The organism is Hominibacterium faecale, assembly GCF_020734085.1.
Taxonomy (GTDB): domain Bacteria; phylum Bacillota; class Clostridia; order Peptostreptococcales; family Anaerovoracaceae; genus Hominibacterium; species Hominibacterium faecale.
In genome coordinates this window covers 243,940-262,511 of record NZ_JAJAGH010000008.1, presented here as the reverse complement: position 1 = coordinate 262,511, position 18,572 = coordinate 243,940, and the positions used below count along the sequence as shown (strand labels likewise).

Below are 18,572 nucleotides of genomic sequence, written 5' to 3'. Positions count from 1 at the left end.
TCCCGAATATTATATATTATTCGGGACAAATTTTCAATAGGCTCTGAGAGTTTTGTTTATAGTATTCCCATGCAGATCAGGATTTATACAGCAATCTCAAAAAAGAAGAGAACCGCTGCCGGGAAGGGGCAGAGCATATACTACTTTTTGTCCCGAATTTTATGTATTATTCGGGACATTTTTAAGCAGAGGGCAGATAAATCCAGTCGTGCATCAGGCACACGCTGGGTTCGTCCTCCCTGGGAACCAGGCGGTAGGTACATTCCCCGTACACGGTCCGTTTATCCTCAATCTCCATGCCATACGCCTTATAGAAGCGGTATTCCAGGTTGGAAATGATACACCGCAGGGTTTGAAGCGCCTCCCGCTGTGAGGTCACGATCAAGTCCCGGTCAATGCTGCGCTTTAAGAACAGCAGGGATTTATAAAGCTGTACCTCTGTCCGGTAAGGGCGGCAGTCCATATGTTCCAGCCAGCCGCTAAAAGCCACCGGCCCGCTCTGGATCACATCACGCTCCGGGTGGTAATACTCGTAGCAGTCCAGGTTTGCCGTGTTCAAAAGGTAGAGCATTTCCCGGACCTCATTTTCCGGCATATCATAGAACCGCAAAAGGGAGCGGTACAGATGGACATAGCCGGGTATCGAAACAATGGCATTCACCATAAAAAATCCTCCTAAATAGCAGGTGCGGGAGCAGACAGCCCCCGCACCGGTTTCCAATATTCTTGTTAGTCGTTTACAGCCGCCAGTTTTCCCATGACGATGAAGCGGCTCGCGCCTCCGGGCGTACAGGTGGAAAGGGTCAGCGCCTTATCACTGGAAGTCACCGTAACATCGGTTTCAATGACAGACCGGCCCGCCATTTCAGAAAGCCATGTGGTGTAGGCCCCGTCATCCTTAAAGCTAAGCCTCCAGGGAGAAGTGTCGCTGCCGGACTCGCTGGGTTTTGCCACAAACGCCGTGAAAATTTCCACGACATAGCCGCCGCCAGGGGTGACAAGGTACATCTGCGGGTGTCCGTCAAAATAGCTCTGTTCGTCATACTCATTCAGCGCAGCGAACATGGAGCCGTCCCGCATATTGTGGCCGTAGATAATGGTATTGCGGTCCGAAAAATCCTCCTGATTCTCATAGTCTGCAAACAGGCAGCCCACCTTGTTATAAGTGCCGTCATACAGATGGTGCAGATAATACTCGTTGTCGTCTGCCTGCGTCACCGGGTAGTTAATGGCCGTATCAGGGAGGGTAAGCCATCCGATGATGTCCGGCCCGTTTTCCCGGAGCGCATCAAAATCCACTGTGGGGAGGACCACAGAAGGGTCCTCCCCGGCAGGTTCCGTTTCCACATTATCGTCCTCCGGCGCTTCGGTCTGCTCCGGCAGCTCCACATGGGAAGCAATGTCCTCATAGGCTCCGGCGCTCTCTGAATACTGGTTAAGGTCGCGGACCATCAGGAACCCGCTGCCAAGCGCCAGCAACCCGCAGAGGGAAACCACCGCAATGCCGACAGCTTTTGCCTTTGGGGTATTTCTGCTGTACTTTCCCTTTTTGAAATAGACTGCGGCAAACAGCCCGCCGCCAATCACAGCCAGCGCCAGAAGCCCGCCATACAGGAAAATGAAATTGTCATCCCCGGTCTGCGGTACCGCTTTGCCCGGATTGGACGGTGTGGACGGATTGGACGGTGTTTTCGGATTCTCCGGGTTGTCCGGCGTTTTCGGTTTCTCCGGCTTTTCATTGAAGAACTGGACCGTTGCGGTTTCGTCCGCCTTGATCTCCACGGTGGCAGCGTCAGGAATGATATAGTCCTTGCTTGCACGGTTGGAGATTTCCGTTACGGTATAAATGCCGACGCGCAGCCCTTTGACCTCGATCACGCCGGATTTCGGGCTGGTAAAAGTCTCACAGTAGGAGCCATCTGCATTCTTAACTTCAAAAGCGAACCCATCCTTGCGCCCATCGCTGGAATCTTTCGTGATTTTCAGATTTCCACGGTACGCCTCATTGGTAAAGCCGCGCCCGGCCTCACCATTTTCCACAACCGCCACCTGGCCGTCCTCTGTGATGGCAAAGTAGTAGGCGTTCTCGTCAAGCTGGTAGCCCTCCGGTGCCTTGCTTTCCTTCACAAAGTAGCCCTTTGCCAGAAGGCCCTCCGCGGTGTGGTAGCCCGTATCCGATTCTTTCAGTGTGCCGATCTTCGTATCTTCGGAATCAAATTCCTTATTACCGTTGGCGTCCTCATACAGATCGAATACTGCGCCGGAGAGGAAACGCAGGAAGGTGTTATTATCTTTGTCCTCTTTCTTCACAGAAGAAGGCTCGTCTACCGCCTCGGTTTTCATCACCTGCACACTGCCGCGGATCAGGGTATTTTCCACTTTGATTTCAATGCTCTGGCCGTCCACACCGATATAGATATGGTGCTGCTGCGGGCTTACCGTATAAAGCGCTGGAGAGGAAATTTCTTTTACGATCCAGTGGCCGTAAGGGATATTCTCAAAGGCAAAGCTGCCATCCTCGCCGGTGGTAACAATAATCAGGGCGTTTTCCTCGGTAAATTCTTCGGTATCAGGCCGGAACAGGCCCATGACCGCGCCGGCCAGTTTCACATCTTCGCCGCCTTCCGGGTTTTCACCGACTTTCACGCCGTCCACACGCCCGCGCAGCAGGTCATTGGAAACCGCCTCGCCCTCATTTACAAGAATCTGCACCAGCGCCGTGTCCTGGCCGGCATATTCAAAGACAACCGGATATTCCGTATCAGGGAGGATATAGGCGCTGTTTGTGGTGCGTTCCTTCACATAGTAGCTGCCAAAAGGCAGGTCGGAGGCAAAAGAAGCATCATAGCCGCCCGCCTCATTCGGGTCAATGGAGACTACTTCCAGGAGCCCGCCTGCCGGGATCACGCTGCCGTCAAGAGCCGTCAGGTCTGCGGAAGCATACAGTCCGAAAGAAATGTCTTTGTATTCCTCATTCATGCCAAGCCCAAAAAGATCGTCCGTTTCCAGTGCTTTAGAAAGGCTCACATCCACCTTCTGGCGCTCGTCATAAAGGCCGATGGCTGTCTGTGTCACTTCCACGGTCTCGCCTGCATAGGTAAGCTCTGCATATTCCGGCTGGGTATTTAAGACCATCCCCTCCGGTGCCTGGCGTTCCTCCAAACGGTAGCGGCCCAGATAGAGAAGCCCGCTCTGGGCGGTTCCATCCTCCCCGGTGGTAAGGGTCTCCACAACGGTATCTTTTGCCGCACGCAGCGTCCCGTCGCCGGTATAAATATCTTCATCCGCGATCACGTCATAGACCGCGCCAGGAAGCCCGGCTACTTCATATACCGGCTGGTACAGACCGTCATTCTCCTGGACGGAAACGAATACCTCGCCGGTCTTGGTGATGGCAAGCTGCCCCTTCTGCGGCATGTTGTACTGTGTGACCGTGACAACGGCCTCGCTGCCGTCAATGGTAAACGGTACCGGCTCATTGGATAATACATACCCGTAGGGCGCCGCCACCTCATACAATTCATAATCCCCGGTATGCAGAGGCTCCGGCAGCATCAGCCAGCCTTCATCCGATACATAGAAGGTATCAAGGGTTTCCGGGTTCGGATAATAAATATCCTGGGTGACAAACTCCCCGGTGGAGAGGTCCTTGATCTGGAAACCGGTGCCTGTCATCGGGATAAGATTGCCGGTCTCCGCGTCGCATTTCTCCACACGCAGCCTTGCGGTAATGGTGCGGTTATTCAGGATATAGCTGTAAGTCTGTCCGTTGGAGGAAATAAAGACCGTAAAGTCCGGGATAAACGCCTTTCCTTCCTCGCCGGCTACCTGATGGACCGTATAATGTCCGTAAGGGAGCATTTTAGAAGCTGCAAAACCATCATTATCCGTTGTCAGCAGGTCGCGCTCACTTTCCTTTGCCGCGTCATAGCTGCCTGCCGCCTTCAGGTAAACCTCAAAAACCGCGCCGGCCTCCGGGCGCTCAATGACGCCCTCGTTGGGTTCGTCCGTATTTTCATCCCCGGACACATCCGGGTCCAGGTCGTCCGTATGCTTTACAAGCTGGATATTTCCGTAAATAACTGTTTCTGTCACCTGGTTTTCCGTGGTGTTCAGTTCCACTTCATACAGGGTCGGGGAAGCGCCCACTTCATAGACCGTATCGTTTAAGAGGTAGCCGGTGCTGGGATCAATCTCCCGGACAGTCCAGTTATCGCCGCACACATAGTACCGGGTCATAAAGCTGCCGTCCGGCCCGGTGGTGTAGGTGTCTACCAGCTCGCCATTGTTATAAATTCCGTAGGTCGCCCCGGCAAGGGTCGCGTCACCCTGGGCGGTGCCGGTATCAGCGTCGCTCTTTACCGCATGGACACGGAATTTTTTCAGGATATTGCTGAAATGCACCGTGGAGGTCTGTCCGCTTTCAATGGTGACATACTGCGCGGAAGGGGCCACATAGCGGTCCACCGGCAGCTCCTTCACCAGATAGGTGCCGGGCAGCAGCTTTTCTTTGATCTGCCCGTTTTCTCCGGTAGTGACGGTTTCATCCACTTTATTTCCCAGAATATCCGTGCCGGAAATGTTGAAGGTGATCCCGGACACAATACCGTCCTCGCTGGTCTTGACGATCTTTGCGGTGCCGTAGGTTTCGGTCTTGATCTTTACAAAGAAGGAAACCGGGTCGCTGGCACCGGTCATCATGGTCTGATAACCGGGACGGCCCCAGATCAGCATATCGTTGGCAACCGGAATATCCTTTCGGAATTCAAAAGTCACCGGGTCCATAATCATGTTCTTACTGGTGAACGTGTACTTGTTCCCGTTTCTTGTGACGGAAACGCCGCTGCCTTTCAAAGTCTCCAGATTGATTTTAAGGTTATTGGTGTCCGTGACAGTCAGGGTATAAATCTTTTTCTCCGTGTCCCATTTCAGTTCCAGCTCCGGGGCTCCGCTTTTCTTCGTGGAAGTAAAAGAGGGAACCGTGGAATGGGAGGCAACCTGTGACAAAATCCAGTTGTAGGCTTTTTCCGCAGGACGTCCGGCAATCACGCTGAAATACTGGTTAGCGTCTGCATGGCCGTTTCCGTGACGGCTATATGGGTCGCTCCGAAGCTGCTGCTGGTATTCCCAGAGGATGATCTGCGTCGCCATTTTATAATCGTCCTCGTTAATGCCGGACACAGGGAGGGAGGCGCCGGGTTTCCAGCCGTAGATCGCCGTGAGGGTGATCCCCCGTCTTGCCTCGGAAGGGAGCAGGTTTAAGTAATTGCTGTTGGTGCCGCTTTCCGACGTATAGGTATTGTCGGAAGCGTTATAGGCAATGCCGCTTTCCACACAATATACCTGCTGGCTGCTCCCATCCGAAGCTGTCAGCATGTAATGCCGGTAGGCGTTGCCCCCGGAGCTGGTACGCACATCCATCGTTCCGTCAGAATTGTAAACAAGGTAGGTATAAGGCGCCGGGCTGTAATAATGCTGTCCGTCAGACCCCACATATTGATCGCCCAGCCAGGAGCTTGCTTTCTGTCCAGGCGAAAACGCGAACGCCTGCGTAGGGATGAGCCCAAAGACGCATACTGCGCAAAGTAGAAATGCCAGCAGCCGCTTTACACCGCTACGGTAATGGATTGTTATTTTCTCCATGAAATATCCTCGCTTTCTTAAAATAGTAAAGGACAGCTTTACTCGCTGTCCTCATGTTCATTATTGATCCTGTCGTCAAAATCATCTTCGGAGAGATATTCCGGCTCTCCATAGGCTTCATCCGGGTCAAAGCCTTCGCCGTAGCCGTCATCCTCGAAATCCCCGTCATCCTCTGCCTGCTGCTTCGGACGGACGATCTTCACATAATAGCCAACGCCGCCTACCGCAAGCAGGGCAACGATAATAAAGATAATCGTGCCGACGCTGCCATTGTCCTTTTTCGGCGGTTCGGTCTGTGCGAGTTTCTCTGTTTCCGCAGGTTTTTCCTTTCCGGTGCAGCCTTTCAGATCGTTCTTGCAGACCGGGCAGGCGGTATTGACTTCGCCGGCTTCGCATTTATCCGTACAGGTGCAGACGTCCTCTGCCGGGATCACGCTCATGGTGCCCTCGTTCTTTTCCGCCAGGGCCATCAGGTCAGCCTCGGTAACGCCGTTCAGGAAGTAGACATTGTTGTCGTCACGCTTGCCGTCAATGATAAGATAGAACACATTCCCGGTCTCGGTGGTAATGGTATAAAACTGCTTATCATCACCCTCGCCGGTAGCTTCATCCAGCACTGTGCCGGTTCCCTCCGGGGTAAACGCGCCATCCGGGATAGAGGAAGTGGTTCCTGTTTCCTCCTGGGAATTGGAGCTGCCGTTATTTGTGCCGGAGGCTGTATTGCTGCCGCCATTGGCGCCCGTATTCGTACCCGCATTAGAGCCATTCCCGGAAGAATGACTGCCTGAATTGCTGCTTTGGGCGTTATGATTGGTACTGCCGGAAGAAGCAGCCTGGGCCTGTGCTGGTTTTACCGGCGTGCTGCTCTGGTTCTGCGGTACCGTGGTAGCAGGTTTCTCCGTGGGAGCCGGTTCCTCATAATAGGGATTCTCAAACTTCACGGTCTTTGAGCGGTTCCCGGCATAATCCTGGGCGTACACGCTTACCTGTTTTCCTGTGCCGGCATAATCCTTTAAGGTGACGGAAGCCGCCCCATTGGTTAGGGAATTGATACGGTTCCCGTCCACAAAGACCGCCTCCACGCCGGAATTGTCGTCGCTGCTTTCTATTTTCAGCGTATCGCCGTCCAGGGAAGCCGCAAGCTCCGGCGGTGTGGTATCTTTGTCCCCGGCGGCATAAGCCGTCAGGGGCAAAGCGATGGCGCTTATGACAAGCACAAGCGCCAGTAGCAGAGAAATTTTTTTAGTCCTCATTCCTATCCTCCTGTTTCTTAAGCGGGCCATCCCCGGACGGAGCGGCCTGCTGCGATTTCAGAAATTCGGCCAACTGCTGGGGCGTCAGATGGAAGCTGCGGGCAATCGCCACATAATCCGTGTTCTCCAGTTCTGTTTTCTGTTTTTCCAGGTCGCGGAGCCTGGCCTGCATCTCCGCAATCTTGTTTTTCGTCTTGTCGATCTCTTTCTCCAGTTTTTCAATCTTAGGGTTCAATTTATTACCTCCAATCTGTCAGGGCAGACGCCCAAATGTATAAAAGTGCTGCTGCCAGTAGCTTGTGTTGATGTTCGTGTAGGAGATCGGGTCCCCGCAATGGATCATCATCCCGTTACCTACATAGATTCCCACATGGCTTGCGCCGCTGGTGTTATAGGTGCCCTGGAAGAAGATCAGGTCGCCGGGCCTTGCATCCGCGCTTGATACAGGAGTACACACGCCTAAAAGCCCGTCTGCGGTCAGGCGTCCGAAGTTCCAGCCCACGCCACAGTGATTGACTACCCAGGAAACATAGCCGGAACAGTCAAAGGAAGTGGAAGGGCTTGCGCCTCCCCACACATACGGATAGCCTAAATACTTTTCAGCCTCCGCGAGCATAGCCGCAAATTTTTCATCCGCAAGGGCCTCCGGTGGAACATCATAATTGAAATAATTCCCTCCGCCGCCAACAGGAGCCTCCGGCAGATGCCGCTCGCTGTTATCGCCGGTATCGGCAAAATACATGGGATTCCTATACTGGCCGTCAACCAGCACCTCCAGGTGCAGGTGCGGCCCGGTGGAATTTCCGGTACTGCCGACCTTTGCGATCACATCCCCGGCCTTTACCTCCTGTCCGGCAGATACTAAGATTTGCGAACAGTGGCCGTATTTGGTGGTAAGGGAGTGCCCCTCGTAAGCCTCGCCCTCAATGGCGACGCACAGGCCATAGCCGCCTGCGTTTCCTGCCAGTGTGACCGTGCCGTCATGCCCGGCCAAAATCTCCGTGCCCTGGGGCATCCCAATGTCAACCCCGGTATGGTAGTTCTTTTCCCCGCTGATCGGGTGTACCCGGTAGCCGTAGTAGCTGGTGACATAGGGCAGCCAGTTGGTGCCAAACACATTTTTCACATACTGCCGGTTGCCTTTGGTCTGCAATAAAATCTCGCAGATTTCCTTCTGGTCTGCGTTCATGCGTGAAACCACCAGGTTTTCAAGCGGCGTGGAAGTAAGCGTTACATTTAAGATGTGCCACTCATAAGGTACTTCTTCTTCGGTTTCCTCACCGGTCTCCGGGTCAATGTTTGTTTCTGTCCGGTAGCGGATTTCCGTTTCCTCCGTGAAGGATAGGGAATACTGCCCGTTAAAAAGCTCCCGGAGGACGCTCTCGATCTGTGCATAGGTAAAATCCTGATACGCAGAGGTGAGATACCCCATTAAAACATAAGGGTCATGTTCAATGGGGCTGATGTTATAGCGGTATTCGTCATAACCGGGCCGGTCCGATTCCACATGGTTGATCTGCATCTGCAGGTCCGTTTCCCACTCGGTATAGACAAGCTCCGCATTGTTGATGTCCACGTCGTCCGCCAGATAAGTAGAGGCAGCAAGGCTCCCCAGCCCTCCGGTTCCCAAATTAGAAAAGGAAGAAAAGAGGGAGGCAATCAGGAAAAATACCAAAAGGAGCAGAACCACGATTCCGCATATAACCGGGTGGCGCTTGATGGCGTGAACCACGCCGGCAGCGATCTTCTCCGTGGTAACGGCGGTGTCCTTTGCGCGCTTTCCCGCTTTTTTCGCTTCTCTGGCTGCTTTGGCATACTGGCGTTTAATTTTCTGTTTCTGCCACATCCGGGCAAGAAGATTTTTCTTCAGCTCCGGGGTGTCCTGTAATGCCTGCCGGTAGGCAAGCCGGGCATTGGCCCTGGCTGATTTCTGCTGTAATTTTGCCACCCTGCGGTATGGCGCGGTCTTATGCCTGTGGTATGCCATGCGCAGCCCCGACTCGCTTACAAGCTCGGTGCGGTGGGCTGCTTTAATGCCGACATTTTCATTCTCCGCCTGGTAGATTTTTTTGTGGGCGTAACCAACCGCCATGTTTGTGCCGGCCTTTACCGGGCGCATCGGAGCAGGACCCTTTACATGGGTCCTTTGGGATTTCACCTCCTTTTCAAATTTCAGGCGTTTTGCGGCCTTACCCGTAGCAGGATCAGAAGATGTTTCCATCCGCAGCTTACGGCGGGCAGGCAGGCGTTTTTCCGCCTGTTCCAGCTTTTCCGCTGTCCGTTCTGCTTTCCGTCTTGCCTGGGTGAGCTTTTTATCCGCTGTTTCCGGTGGTAGCTCGTCAGCGGTAAATTCCAGCTTGGAAGGCCGTTTCGGTTCCCCTTCGGCTGCCTCCGGTGGTTTCTCCTTTGGTTCCTCGGCTTTGGCCGCCTCCTGGAAACGCTGCTGGTATTTGTTGCCGTGCTGGTGCATCCGGTGGCGGCGTTCTGTCTGGCTGGATTCTCCCTGCGTGGAGTGCCCTATATCAGAATTGCCGCTGTCAGAATCCTCACGCCGGGAATCCACATATCTGAAATCCCTCCGGCGCGGTTCCGGTGCAGAAGTTCCCGGTTCCAGAGGGTTCCGTGTTTCAGGTGCCCGTGCCGGCTCATGGTCCATATCCCTGCTTTCCAAATGTTCCGGTATGGAAATATCCGCCTGCTGCGGTACATCCGCTTTGAAAGGCTGTGTATCATCCGCTGCCTGCTGTGCTGCGGTTTCATACCTCCGGCTCCGGGCCGTTCCCGAAGAAGAAGGGGCGTCCCTGACCCGCAGCAGGTTAAAATCCTGTTCGCTCTGCCGGGTGTCCATACGTTCCTCCGCATGGGAATCACGGACCGGCATCCGGGTATCTTTCTTTTTCCTCTGAAATTCTTTTTCCCGCGGCACTGTTATCACCTCCAGTCATTTTTATTTTCGGGAATTTATGCACCTGCCACTTCATCAGGCCGTGTTGTAAGTACGCTGTATAACAGGGTGTCTTTCGGAAAATGATCGACAAAGGGGATGATCACATTCCCGAAAAACAGAAGCCCCTCACCAGGGCCGGAATGGGTTACATAAGAAAGCTGGTGCGGGGAAATTCCCAACTGTTTCGCCAAAATCTGCCGGTCCCCCTGGGCCTGGTTCAGCATGTAGATAAAATCCGAGTTTTCAAAGATATTCTCAATCTCACGGGAGGCCAGCAGGTCCTTTACATTCTGTGTCAAACCGCTGGGTATGCCGCCCCATTTACGGAATCTTTTCCAGATTTCCACGCTGAAACTTCCGGTCTGGCCTTTCAAAAGGAGATGGAATTCGTCGATATAGAACCAGGTCGTCTTATGTTTGGAGCGGTTGGCGGTGACACGGTTCCACACGGCATCCTGCATAATGAGAAGCCCGATCTCTTTCAGGGCCTTCCCTAGAGACTTTAACTGGAAGCAGAGTACCCGGTGGTTGTTCATGTCAATATTGGAACGGTGATTGAACACATTCAGGGAGCCATTGACGTAGATTTCCAGCGCCGTAGCGATATTCTGCGCCTCCGGCTCCGCCTGTTTCAAAAGCAGCTCATACAAGTCACCCAGGACCGGCATATTTTCCGGGCGGGGGTCCTGCAAATAATCCCGGTACACAAGCCTCGTGCAGCGGTCAATGATGGTCCTCTCAATCGGGGAAAGTCCTTCCTTGCCACCGATAATCAGGTCACACAGCGACAGGATAAAATCGCTTTTCAGTGTGATGGGGTTTTCATCATCCGAATAGTCCAGGTTAATGTCCATCGGATTGATATAGTTGGTGGAGGTCGGGGAAATGTCAATGACCTGCCCCTGGGCGCCGAACTGCTGTACCAGAGGCCCGTACTCATTTTCCGGGTCCGCAATAATGATGTCATCCTCCGTTAAAAGGAACACATTGACGATCTCACGCTTGGCAGAGAAGGACTTGCCGCTGCCGGGCGTTCCCAGGAACAGGCCGTTTGGATTCTTTAAGTTCTTGCGGTTCGCCATAATCAGGTTATTGCTTAAAGCGTTCAGGCCATAATAAAGCGCCTCGCCCTCCTGGAACAGCTCGCAGGTCGTAAATGGCACGAAAATGGCGGTGCTGCTTGTCGTAAGCCCACGCTCAATTTCAATCTGGTTCAACCCTAAGGCAAGGGAGGACATAAGCCCCTGTTCCTGCTGGTAGTCCAGACGTTTCAGGGCACAGTTATATTTCTGCGCAATACCGGAGGCAGACAGAATATCATTAAACAGCTTTTGCCTTTTGGAAGCGATATTCTCCACCAGCACCGTCACAAGAAACATGCGCTCATTCCGGCTCTGCAAATCCTGTAAGAGATTCTTCGCTTCTTCGCCGTAGGTGGCAAGGTCGGTAGGTATGATGTCCATGTCATACCCGGCGCGGACCGCTTTCTTCTGTTCCTCAATGGTCATTTTCTGCAGATCGGACATCTTGCGCTTGATGTTCTTGATCGCCTGGGCCTGGTCGATGGACTGGATATGCAGATTCACCGTCACGGCGTCGTCCAGGTCTAAAAGCTCCGCCAGCAGCCGGTCCGTCAGCTCCGGCGCTAAAATCTGCAAAAAGGACACCGCCCCGGAATGGTCGGCCACCCGGAAGGTCTTTCCGTCATTCGAGAACGACAGGCCGGAGGGCGCAATAAAATCCTTTGTGGAAAGTCCGGTTTTCGGCAGGTCCGCCCAGGTAAAATGAAACTTTTCCTGCCCATCCGGGTGGAGCTGGCTGTGAAGGAGCTCCAGGCGTTCCAGCCCGTCTAACGTCTTTGCCTGTGCTCCTAAGGCTTTGAAATTTGCCAGCACATCGGCCTCGATCCGCTCCAGGCGCATCTTCGCGGCGCGGAGGTCGTCAGCCTCAATGCCGAAGGTGATATATTTCCGCTTTGTAAGGCCGTTGTTGCCTTTTTGGAGCTGGCCCTTTAACATATCCCCATACTCCCTGCGGATTCCGTCATATTCGTCGCCGCGGATAGGAATGTCAATACTGCGGGCGAAATCCTGCATATTGGCCCGCTGGTTGATGAAGGTAAGCTGCACATGGATCGAAGCGTCAAAATAATTGAGGAAATCACAGTAGCCCTCAAAAATCTGCGCTTTGTCATCCGCCTGTGCAAGCTGGTAGTTAATATCAAAAAACTGCACCGTCTTGGTGTAGAGCTTATCCGTCAGCCGGCAGATTCCATCCCGGTACATTTCCTTATAGGGAATACTCTGCTGAACCGTCTGCGGGGCATCCGTTTTCAGCCCGGCAAAAAAACCGCCCTTTTTAGGCGGCCTGGTGCGGACAGTCTTATTTCCGCTTGTCTTTGCGTCGGCCCTGGTCTTTTTTGCCTGCCTGATGTTTCTTTGCAGACGTTTTTCCTGGGCCTCCTGCTGTTTGGTTTTTGACAATCCTCGTAACCTCCTTCTTTGACATGGATTTATACAGGTTTTCCGTCCGGTATGGGCGTTTCTTCGGCCAGAGCTTATAGCGGAGCCTGTTTTTCAGAAGTTTCTCCGCCGGCTGTCCGTCCCGCTCATACATGGCGAAAAAGAAAAAGGGCATCATAAGCCCGATCATCAACAGCACCGCCGCCTGGTTGCCGATAGCGCCGCGAGTAAGGAAATATACCGGCAGCCCCACCAGTGCGGCCAGGCTGAAACAAATGAGCTGGCGCTTCGTCAGGTTAAACGCCAGCTTGGTCTTGACCTTTGTTAAGTCTTTGGGTACAGGTACATAGGGCATTGTTTTCACCTCCAATCGTGATATGCCGTCACCATCAATATTGATCCGGTTCCCCCTTGTCCGTCTTTCCGAGCATCGTGATACTGGATTCCACCTCATTGCCCCACACATCCCAGCCGGGCGTCTGCTGCCTTGCGAACAGTTCCACCCTGGGGACGTCGCCCATGAGCTTTACGATCTTATCCCGCACCTCGTCCGGTTTCTTGCTGTGCTGTTCGATGTGGGAGATCACAAACTGGTGGATTCCCGCACACTGGCGTTTCGGGTGCCCCCTGGTCGCCAGTAAGCACACCTCCGCGTTTGAGCGGGTCCAAAACCCCATCCCATAAAACCAGCTATCTGCTTTTCGGTTCTGTTTCAGCCAGAGGAAGGCCAGTGTTTTATATTTGAATCCCCATGCCTCCATAACACGGAACGCCTCATTAAGCTGCGGGAAGGTACCCCATAGAAAAAGCGCACTGTCTTTGGCTGCAATATCTGCAACCGGCAGCGTGCATATTTCTTCTATGCTCATGGTGGGGTAATGGTTTTCCGCCACCCCATTGCCGCGTTTCATATCGTAACGCCAGGGCGGGTCTGCGTACACGATGCCGTATTTTCCAGCCTCCGGCATTATCGGGCCTGCTCATTCTTGGCGGGAGCGGATTTTGCCGGAGGCGTCTTAACCTTACCGGCATTTTCTTTCAGGGCGCCGGTCAGGGAAGGTTTCTCCGCCGCTCCCTTTGTCGCTTCAAGAGTGGCCTGCAAATTTTCAATCGCCTGGCCGTACCCTTCGATCAGGGCGTCGTTAAGCTGCCTGCGGAAATCCGCCGTCACCGGCCAGCAGACATCCCTCCATTTTCCCTGCTTATCCTGGGTAGAGGGCATGTTGACATACAGCCCCTTTTCGCCGGAGCAGATACGGAAGCCGTCAATCTTGAAGCTGTCGCCGATGGTCACATTGGCGTAAGCCAGCAGGTTCCCCATCGGGGCAATCGGGCGCACAGTTACATCCAGCTTCAAGCCTCCGCCCGCCTGATTCTCCGGCACCTGTACCTCCGGCTGCATAGATTCATTGTTTGTCTTACTCATATAAAAAAGTCCTCCTTCTTGTTAAAATGTAGGTTGGTTACACGCTAATGCGAGTTAAAAATGCTTTTGGATAGCGAGCCTGTCTTAAACAGGGCAAAGGCCAGCAGGACCGTATAGCCTGCCGTGCCCCAGATTGCGCCGTGAATGTCGCCGGAAGAAGGGATCGACTGAACCAGCACCGCGTAAATCGCGACACAGACCAGAATCAAAAATCCCTGGAAACCTAAAGCAAACAGGGAGCGCAGGTAATTTGTCCCCATCTGCCCCCATTCACGGTTTGCCATTGTGGAAAAGGGTATGGGTGCCAGGCTGACCGTAAGATATATCTCGATCATACGGCCATACACAATGACAAAGATCACGATAGACAACACCCACATGCACAGGTTGATAATGTTGGTTTCCAGCCACAGGCCAATCAGCTCCCACATCCCCATTGCTTCAAGCTGTGTCTCCAGGTCGGCCAGCGCAGCGGTAACATCCATGTTCCCGTTTATCACGCCGGCGCTCTGGCTCACCACATTCTGGGCGACGTCAAACACCGCCATGACGATAGCAAAGCAGTTGGTGAGCAGGTATGTGGCAACAAAGGTTTTGAAAATCCACTTGAAGATGTTGAACGTATCAAAATCGTGCATGTTGTTCTTTTCAAGAATCATTTGAATCAGTTCATAGACAAGAACAAAAGTCAGGATAATTCCCGCAATGGGAATGACGACGGTTTCAGAAAGATTCTGGATCATACTGAACACGCCGCCATTCCACCCCTGCGGAGTCTGGCCTACCTGCGAGGCCACATCCGAGACCTGGCTGTTGACGGACTCAAAGATACCGGTGTATTGTCCTGTAATCGCTTCGATTAAGCCCTCTTTAATCCAGTCTGTTATCCTTTCAAACAGACTGCCCATCGGCTATTAACCGAACAGGCCGGAGAGCAGCGGAATCAGCGTGGCACCCACCAGCGCAATACCGCCGCCAGCCATAAGCTGTTTCATGCCCTGGCTCTTTGCTGATGTGTGATAAAGAAGTAGTAGAAGTGTAAAAAATTTTGCCGTTCCTATCCGGCGTTTGCGCATTGCGCCGGATAGGTCGGGCGGTCATTCGGGCAGGTCTACCTTGCCAACGAAAGAGTAATAAATATCAATGTCCTGTCTGCGTGTGCCGTTCTCGTCATAGCTGCACTCATGCACAACGATTTTCTCCACAAACTCACGCAAAAGGGTAGGGGTAAGTTCTTCAAAGCTGGTGTACTTGCGGACAACATTCATAAACTTTTCTGCGTTTACCGTGGCTTCCTGCGCTTTGGAAAGCTCTGCCCGGATAGCGGCGGCTCTCTCTTTCAGTTCTTTCTGCTCGGCTTCATAGTCTGCCGACAGCTCCGTGAAACGCTCGTCTGAAATGCGCCCGGTCACGCTGTCCTCATACAGCCGCTTGAAGATAGCGGATAACTCGCTGATACGCTTCTCGGCGGCTTCCAGCTCCTTTTTCCTTGCGGCGTTCCTGCGCTTGCCCCCGTCCTCGTTCTGCTCGATCAGCAGCTTCATAAACCGGGCTTCGTGCTTCGCTGCATAGCTGGTGACTTTCCGCAGATTGTCGGTCACTCCGGCGGTCAACAGGTCGGTGCGGATAAAGTGCGCCGTACAGTCACGGGTACGCTTCTTGTAGCTCCCGCAGATATAACAATCCTGCTTGCGGGTGGCGTTCTGGTAACGCTGCTGGTAAAGGACGCTGCCGCAGTCGGCACAAAAGAGTATGCCGGAGAATAAGCCCACTTCATCATAGCGGTTCGGGCGTTTGCGCTGCTTGCGTAACTCCTGCACACGCTCCCACATCTGGGTGTCAATGATAGGCTCATGGTGGTTCTCGAAAATCGCCTGTTTCTCAATGGGGTTCTCTACGCTGTGCTTGGTCTTGTAGGACGGCTTCTCCGTCTTGAAGTTTACCAGACAGCCCGTGTACTCCCTGTTTTCAAGGATATGTACCACGGTATTGGTCGCCCACTTGCACTCATAGCCGGGGTGGTAGCGGCGGGTGCTTCCCGTCCGACGGTATTCCAGCGTTCCCGGCGTGGGGATCTCCTGCTCTGTGAGCATACGGGCTATCTTGGTCGGCCCGTTCCCGGCAAGGCACAAGCTGTAAATCTGCCGCACAACAGGGGCGGCTTCCCCGTCAATGATAAAATTTTCGTCCTCGTCCATAAAGTAGCCGTATACGGGTTTGCTCGTGACGGGCTTCCCGCTCATACCCTTAGACCGTTTTACTGCTTTGATTTTCTTGCTCGTATCTCTCACCAGCCATTCGTTAAAAATGTTCCGCAGAGGGGCAAAATCATTGTCGCCCTGTGCGCTGTCCACTCCGTCATTGATAGCGATAAAGCGGACGCCTTTCTGTGGGAAAATCATTTCCGTATACATTCCCACTTGCAGATAGTTTCGCCCTAACCGTGACATATCCTTGACGATAACGGTGCCGACTTTTCCGGCTTCAATGTCCGCAAGCATGGCTTGAAAACCGGGTCTTTGGAAGTTCGCCCCAGAATAACCGTCATCTGTGTACCATTGCAGATTGGAAAAGCCGTTCTGCTTCGCATAGGTTTCAAGAATACGCTTCTGGTTTGAAATAGAATTGCTCTCACCTTGCAGCTCGTCCTCGTGGGATAATCTCGGATAAAGGGCGGTAATAAGGTTTCGGGTGGTCTGTCTTAACATAGTGTCCTCCATTTCCGACAGCCAGCCCCACTATTCCGTATGACTATCATACCACACGCCGGGGCTGGCTGTACAGTCCTTTCTGCTTCTTTACGTCCCGTCAAATTGCCGATTTTTGTGTAGCAGCTTCCGCTTCCAGCACTTTCAGCATTTTATCGGCGGCGGTGGCGGTGGTGTCCTGCTTGAAATAGCCGGAAACGACAAGGACAGAATTACCTATGCGGATTTCCGTCACGCAATCCGGGCGGCGGGTGCTGCGGTCATTCTTTGGGGTGTTGGTCATAGGCGGCTCTCCTTTCTGTTCATCAGCTTTTTCAGTTGTCCCATTTTCTCCTGCGCCGTGGCTTTTCGGAAGTTGCTCCCGGTAAAGCGGACAGGAGAACACATTTCAATCAGACGGTCATAAATGCGGGCGTGGGCGGTGTCCTCCGGGTGCTGCAAGTCCTCCAGCGTGAGATTAGTCGTGACGATCAGCGGCCTGCCGCTGCGGTAACGGCTGTCAATCACGTTGTAGACCTGCTCTAAGCCGTATTCCGTTCCCCGTTCCATTCCAAAATCGTCAAGGATAAGCAGCGGGAAGCTGCAAAGTCGGGAGATATATTCATTCCTGCCCTCAAAGCTGGCGGCAAGGTCACCCAATATCAATGCAAAGTTTGTCATGCACACGGGGATTTCACGCTCCATAAGGGCATTTGCGATACAGCCCGCAAAATAGCTCTTGCCTGTGCCAACGCCGCCCCATAGCAGATAGCCAATGTTGCGCTCTTTCATGGTTTCCCAGTTCTCCACATAGAAATGGGCGTGTTCCATTTGCGGGCACTTGCCGTTGTCGTTCTCAAACGTCCAGCCCTGCATAGCCGGGTCTGTAAAGCCCCGCCGCTTCAACCGCTCGACAGTTTCAAGGTGACTGCGCTGTTTCTCTGCGGCTTCCCGTTCCTCACGCTCTGCCCGCTGGCAGTCACATTCTGCCGGGTGGCGGTCACGCCCCAGCCATGCGGCGGTTTCTTTGGGGAAATAGCCCTCTTTGGGCTTGTGGCACTTCCCGCAGTATAAAAGCCCGTCCTCGCCGGTGTAGTCCTCCGGCTCCGGCGTGGTGTCGGTCATATTCAAAATCATTTCATCAAATCCATTCGTCATAAGCTCTCGCCCTCCTTACAGGTATAATCGGGTATGCCCTTTTTCGGGGCTTTCTTGGCTGCGTCCTCCTGCGCCCACTTGAAAATCGTGGCTGCATGGCTCTTGTATTTCCTCCCGCTGGAAGCGATATGGCAGGATAGGCGGTCAATGTAATACTCCCACTTGCCGGGAAGCTCTGTTTTCAGCCCGTCAAGCTCCGTATCGGAAAGAATGACATTGTGGTATCTGCCATAGGCGGCGGGGGCGGGGTGTCCCGTTTCTAACTCTCTCTCTTTTTCTATTTCTATATCTATCTCTTTCTCTATCTCTATCTCTGGTGGACAAATGTCCGCTCGATATGGTGGACATTTGTCCGCCCCTGTCTGCGGCAGGGCTTTTTGTTCCTGCAAAGCCAGCCGCGCCCTGCGCTTGCGCTCCCCCTCGGTAGAGGACTGGCCGATTAAAAGCTCAATGTTGCTCATGTAGAGTGCGCCGCTTGGCAAAGGCTCCACAAGCCCCAGCTTCATAAAGATTTTCAAAGCTCTCTCTACGGTACCTACCTGCTGGCGGGTAATGGTCGCAATCATCTGGGCGGTGTAGGGGATATTCTCGTCAAGCTGCAATTTCCCGCCGTTTTTCAGCGATTTCAAGTACAGCTTCAAGAGAATGTTGGAATAGATAACGCCGTCCTGCATACTTTCCAGCAGAACGATTGCATCATCGTCAAAATAGCTCTCTTTCAGCTTGAGGTAGTAATATTTGCGGTTATCTGCCATAGGCTGCGTCCTCCTTTTTCCAGCGTTTGGAATAATAGCGAGGGCATAGTATGATAACCGCCCGGAAGCTCTGTTTGCAGTCACGGGTGCAGCCCCGGCATAGGTCGTTGTAAGTGATACGGTTGCGGTGGTTGAGGAAGAAAGACCATTCCAGCCGCCGCTTCTTGCTCATTCTCGGCAATGGTAAGCTCCTTTCTGCCGTTCCTATCGGTGTAGCGGGATAGGGGGCATTTTCTGTATG

General features: G+C 53.2%; 15 protein-coding genes and 1 pseudogene. All 16 read right to left on the bottom strand.

Features of this window, described 5'->3' with window-relative positions:
* Positions 1 to 181: 181 nt before the first annotated feature.
* Positions 182 to 664: a hypothetical protein gene (locus tag LG211_RS12535; RefSeq protein ID WP_173892407.1), complete on the bottom strand. Its 483-nt coding sequence runs from the start codon at positions 662 to 664 to the stop codon at positions 182 to 184.
* A gap of 65 nt (positions 665 to 729) precedes the next feature.
* Entirely contained in the window at positions 730 to 5,643 is a 4,914-nt protein-coding gene (gene srtB, locus LG211_RS12530) for a class B sortase (protein WP_269477651.1), read from the bottom strand.
* A gap of 38 nt (positions 5,644 to 5,681) precedes the next feature.
* On the bottom strand, positions 5,682 to 6,896 hold the full coding sequence (locus tag LG211_RS12525; protein WP_269477650.1) for a DUF4366 domain-containing protein: 1,215 nt from the start codon (positions 6,894 to 6,896) through the stop codon (positions 5,682 to 5,684).
* Entirely contained in the window at positions 6,886 to 7,131 is a 246-nt protein-coding gene (locus LG211_RS12520; RefSeq protein WP_053769350.1) for a DUF4315 family protein, read from the bottom strand. The genes LG211_RS12525 and LG211_RS12520 overlap by 11 nt, the downstream gene beginning before the upstream one ends.
* An 18-nt stretch (positions 7,132 to 7,149) precedes the next feature.
* Positions 7,150 to 9,822, bottom strand: coding sequence for a CD1108 family mobile element protein (locus LG211_RS12515; protein WP_269477649.1), 2,673 nt, complete (start codon positions 9,820 to 9,822; stop codon positions 7,150 to 7,152).
* Between the two features lie 35 nt (positions 9,823 to 9,857).
* The gene (locus LG211_RS12510) at positions 9,858 to 12,326 is read right to left on the bottom strand and encodes a VirB4-like conjugal transfer ATPase, CD1110 family (protein WP_269477648.1); all 2,469 of its coding nucleotides are present in this window, start codon (positions 12,324 to 12,326) and stop codon (positions 9,858 to 9,860) included.
* Positions 12,226 to 12,660: a PrgI family protein gene (locus LG211_RS12505; protein ID WP_269477647.1), complete on the bottom strand. Its 435-nt coding sequence runs from the start codon at positions 12,658 to 12,660 to the stop codon at positions 12,226 to 12,228. The genes LG211_RS12510 and LG211_RS12505 overlap by 101 nt, the downstream gene beginning before the upstream one ends.
* A gap of 34 nt (positions 12,661 to 12,694) precedes the next feature.
* Positions 12,695 to 13,273 carry an MT-A70 family methyltransferase gene (locus LG211_RS12500; protein ID WP_269477646.1) on the bottom strand — a complete coding sequence of 193 codons (579 nt, stop codon included), beginning with the start codon at positions 13,271 to 13,273 and terminating at the stop codon, positions 12,695 to 12,697.
* Positions 13,273 to 13,731 carry a SpoVG family protein gene (locus LG211_RS12495; protein ID WP_129183143.1) on the bottom strand — a complete coding sequence of 153 codons (459 nt, stop codon included), beginning with the start codon at positions 13,729 to 13,731 and terminating at the stop codon, positions 13,273 to 13,275. Before LG211_RS12495 ends, LG211_RS12500 begins: the two co-directional genes overlap by 1 nt.
* Positions 13,732 to 13,775: 44 nt before the next feature.
* A complete protein-coding gene (locus LG211_RS12490; RefSeq protein ID WP_269477645.1) occupies positions 13,776 to 14,639 on the bottom strand; it encodes a VirB6/TrbL-like conjugal transfer protein, CD1112 family in 864 nt (287 codons plus the stop codon).
* A gap of 6 nt (positions 14,640 to 14,645) precedes the next feature.
* Positions 14,646 to 14,741: pseudogene (locus LG211_RS20075) on the bottom strand (Maff2 family mobile element protein); the annotation flags it as partial.
* Positions 14,742 to 14,828: 87 nt separating this feature from the next.
* Positions 14,829 to 16,439: a recombinase family protein gene (locus LG211_RS12480; RefSeq protein ID WP_002605633.1), complete on the bottom strand. Its 1,611-nt coding sequence runs from the start codon at positions 16,437 to 16,439 to the stop codon at positions 14,829 to 14,831.
* Between the two features lie 100 nt (positions 16,440 to 16,539).
* Positions 16,540 to 16,722, bottom strand: coding sequence for a transposon-encoded TnpW family protein (locus tag LG211_RS12475; RefSeq protein ID WP_002605634.1), 183 nt, complete (start codon positions 16,720 to 16,722; stop codon positions 16,540 to 16,542).
* Complete coding sequence (locus tag LG211_RS12470) at positions 16,719 to 17,576, bottom strand: ATP-binding protein (protein ID WP_002605635.1); 858 nt, start codon at positions 17,574 to 17,576, stop codon at positions 16,719 to 16,721. The genes LG211_RS12475 and LG211_RS12470 overlap by 4 nt, the downstream gene beginning before the upstream one ends.
* Positions 17,573 to 18,331 carry a phage replisome organizer N-terminal domain-containing protein gene (locus LG211_RS12465; RefSeq protein ID WP_002605636.1) on the bottom strand — a complete coding sequence of 253 codons (759 nt, stop codon included), beginning with the start codon at positions 18,329 to 18,331 and terminating at the stop codon, positions 17,573 to 17,575. The genes LG211_RS12470 and LG211_RS12465 overlap by 4 nt, the downstream gene beginning before the upstream one ends.
* Positions 18,321 to 18,512, bottom strand: coding sequence for a hypothetical protein (locus LG211_RS12460; RefSeq protein WP_006058351.1), 192 nt, complete (start codon positions 18,510 to 18,512; stop codon positions 18,321 to 18,323). Before LG211_RS12460 ends, LG211_RS12465 begins: the two co-directional genes overlap by 11 nt.
* Positions 18,513 to 18,572 lie beyond the last annotated feature (60 nt).

Excerpts from the sequence above, each read along its gene's own strand:
- srtB (WP_269477651.1), bottom strand. The coding sequence starts at position 5,643 with ATGGAGAAAATAACAATCCATTACCGTAGCGGTGTAAAGCGGCTGCTG.
- LG211_RS12475 (WP_002605634.1), bottom strand. The coding sequence starts at position 16,722 with ATGACCAACACCCCAAAGAATGACCGCAGCACCCGCCGCCCGGATTGC.
- LG211_RS12490 (WP_269477645.1), bottom strand. The coding sequence starts at position 14,639 with ATGGGCAGTCTGTTTGAAAGGATAACAGACTGGATTAAAGAGGGCTTA.
- LG211_RS12470 (WP_002605635.1), bottom strand. The coding sequence starts at position 17,576 with ATGACGAATGGATTTGATGAAATGATTTTGAATATGACCGACACCACG.
- LG211_RS12495 (WP_129183143.1), bottom strand. The coding sequence starts at position 13,731 with ATGAGTAAGACAAACAATGAATCTATGCAGCCGGAGGTACAGGTGCCG.
- LG211_RS12535 (WP_173892407.1), bottom strand. The coding sequence starts at position 664 with ATGGTGAATGCCATTGTTTCGATACCCGGCTATGTCCATCTGTACCGC.
- LG211_RS12465 (WP_002605636.1), bottom strand. The coding sequence starts at position 18,331 with ATGGCAGATAACCGCAAATATTACTACCTCAAGCTGAAAGAGAGCTAT.
- LG211_RS12480 (WP_002605633.1), bottom strand. The coding sequence starts at position 16,439 with ATGTTAAGACAGACCACCCGAAACCTTATTACCGCCCTTTATCCGAGA.
- LG211_RS12500 (WP_269477646.1), bottom strand. The coding sequence starts at position 13,273 with ATGCCGGAGGCTGGAAAATACGGCATCGTGTACGCAGACCCGCCCTGG.
- LG211_RS12505 (WP_269477647.1), bottom strand. The coding sequence starts at position 12,660 with ATGCCCTATGTACCTGTACCCAAAGACTTAACAAAGGTCAAGACCAAG.
- LG211_RS12525 (WP_269477650.1), bottom strand. The coding sequence starts at position 6,896 with ATGAGGACTAAAAAAATTTCTCTGCTACTGGCGCTTGTGCTTGTCATA.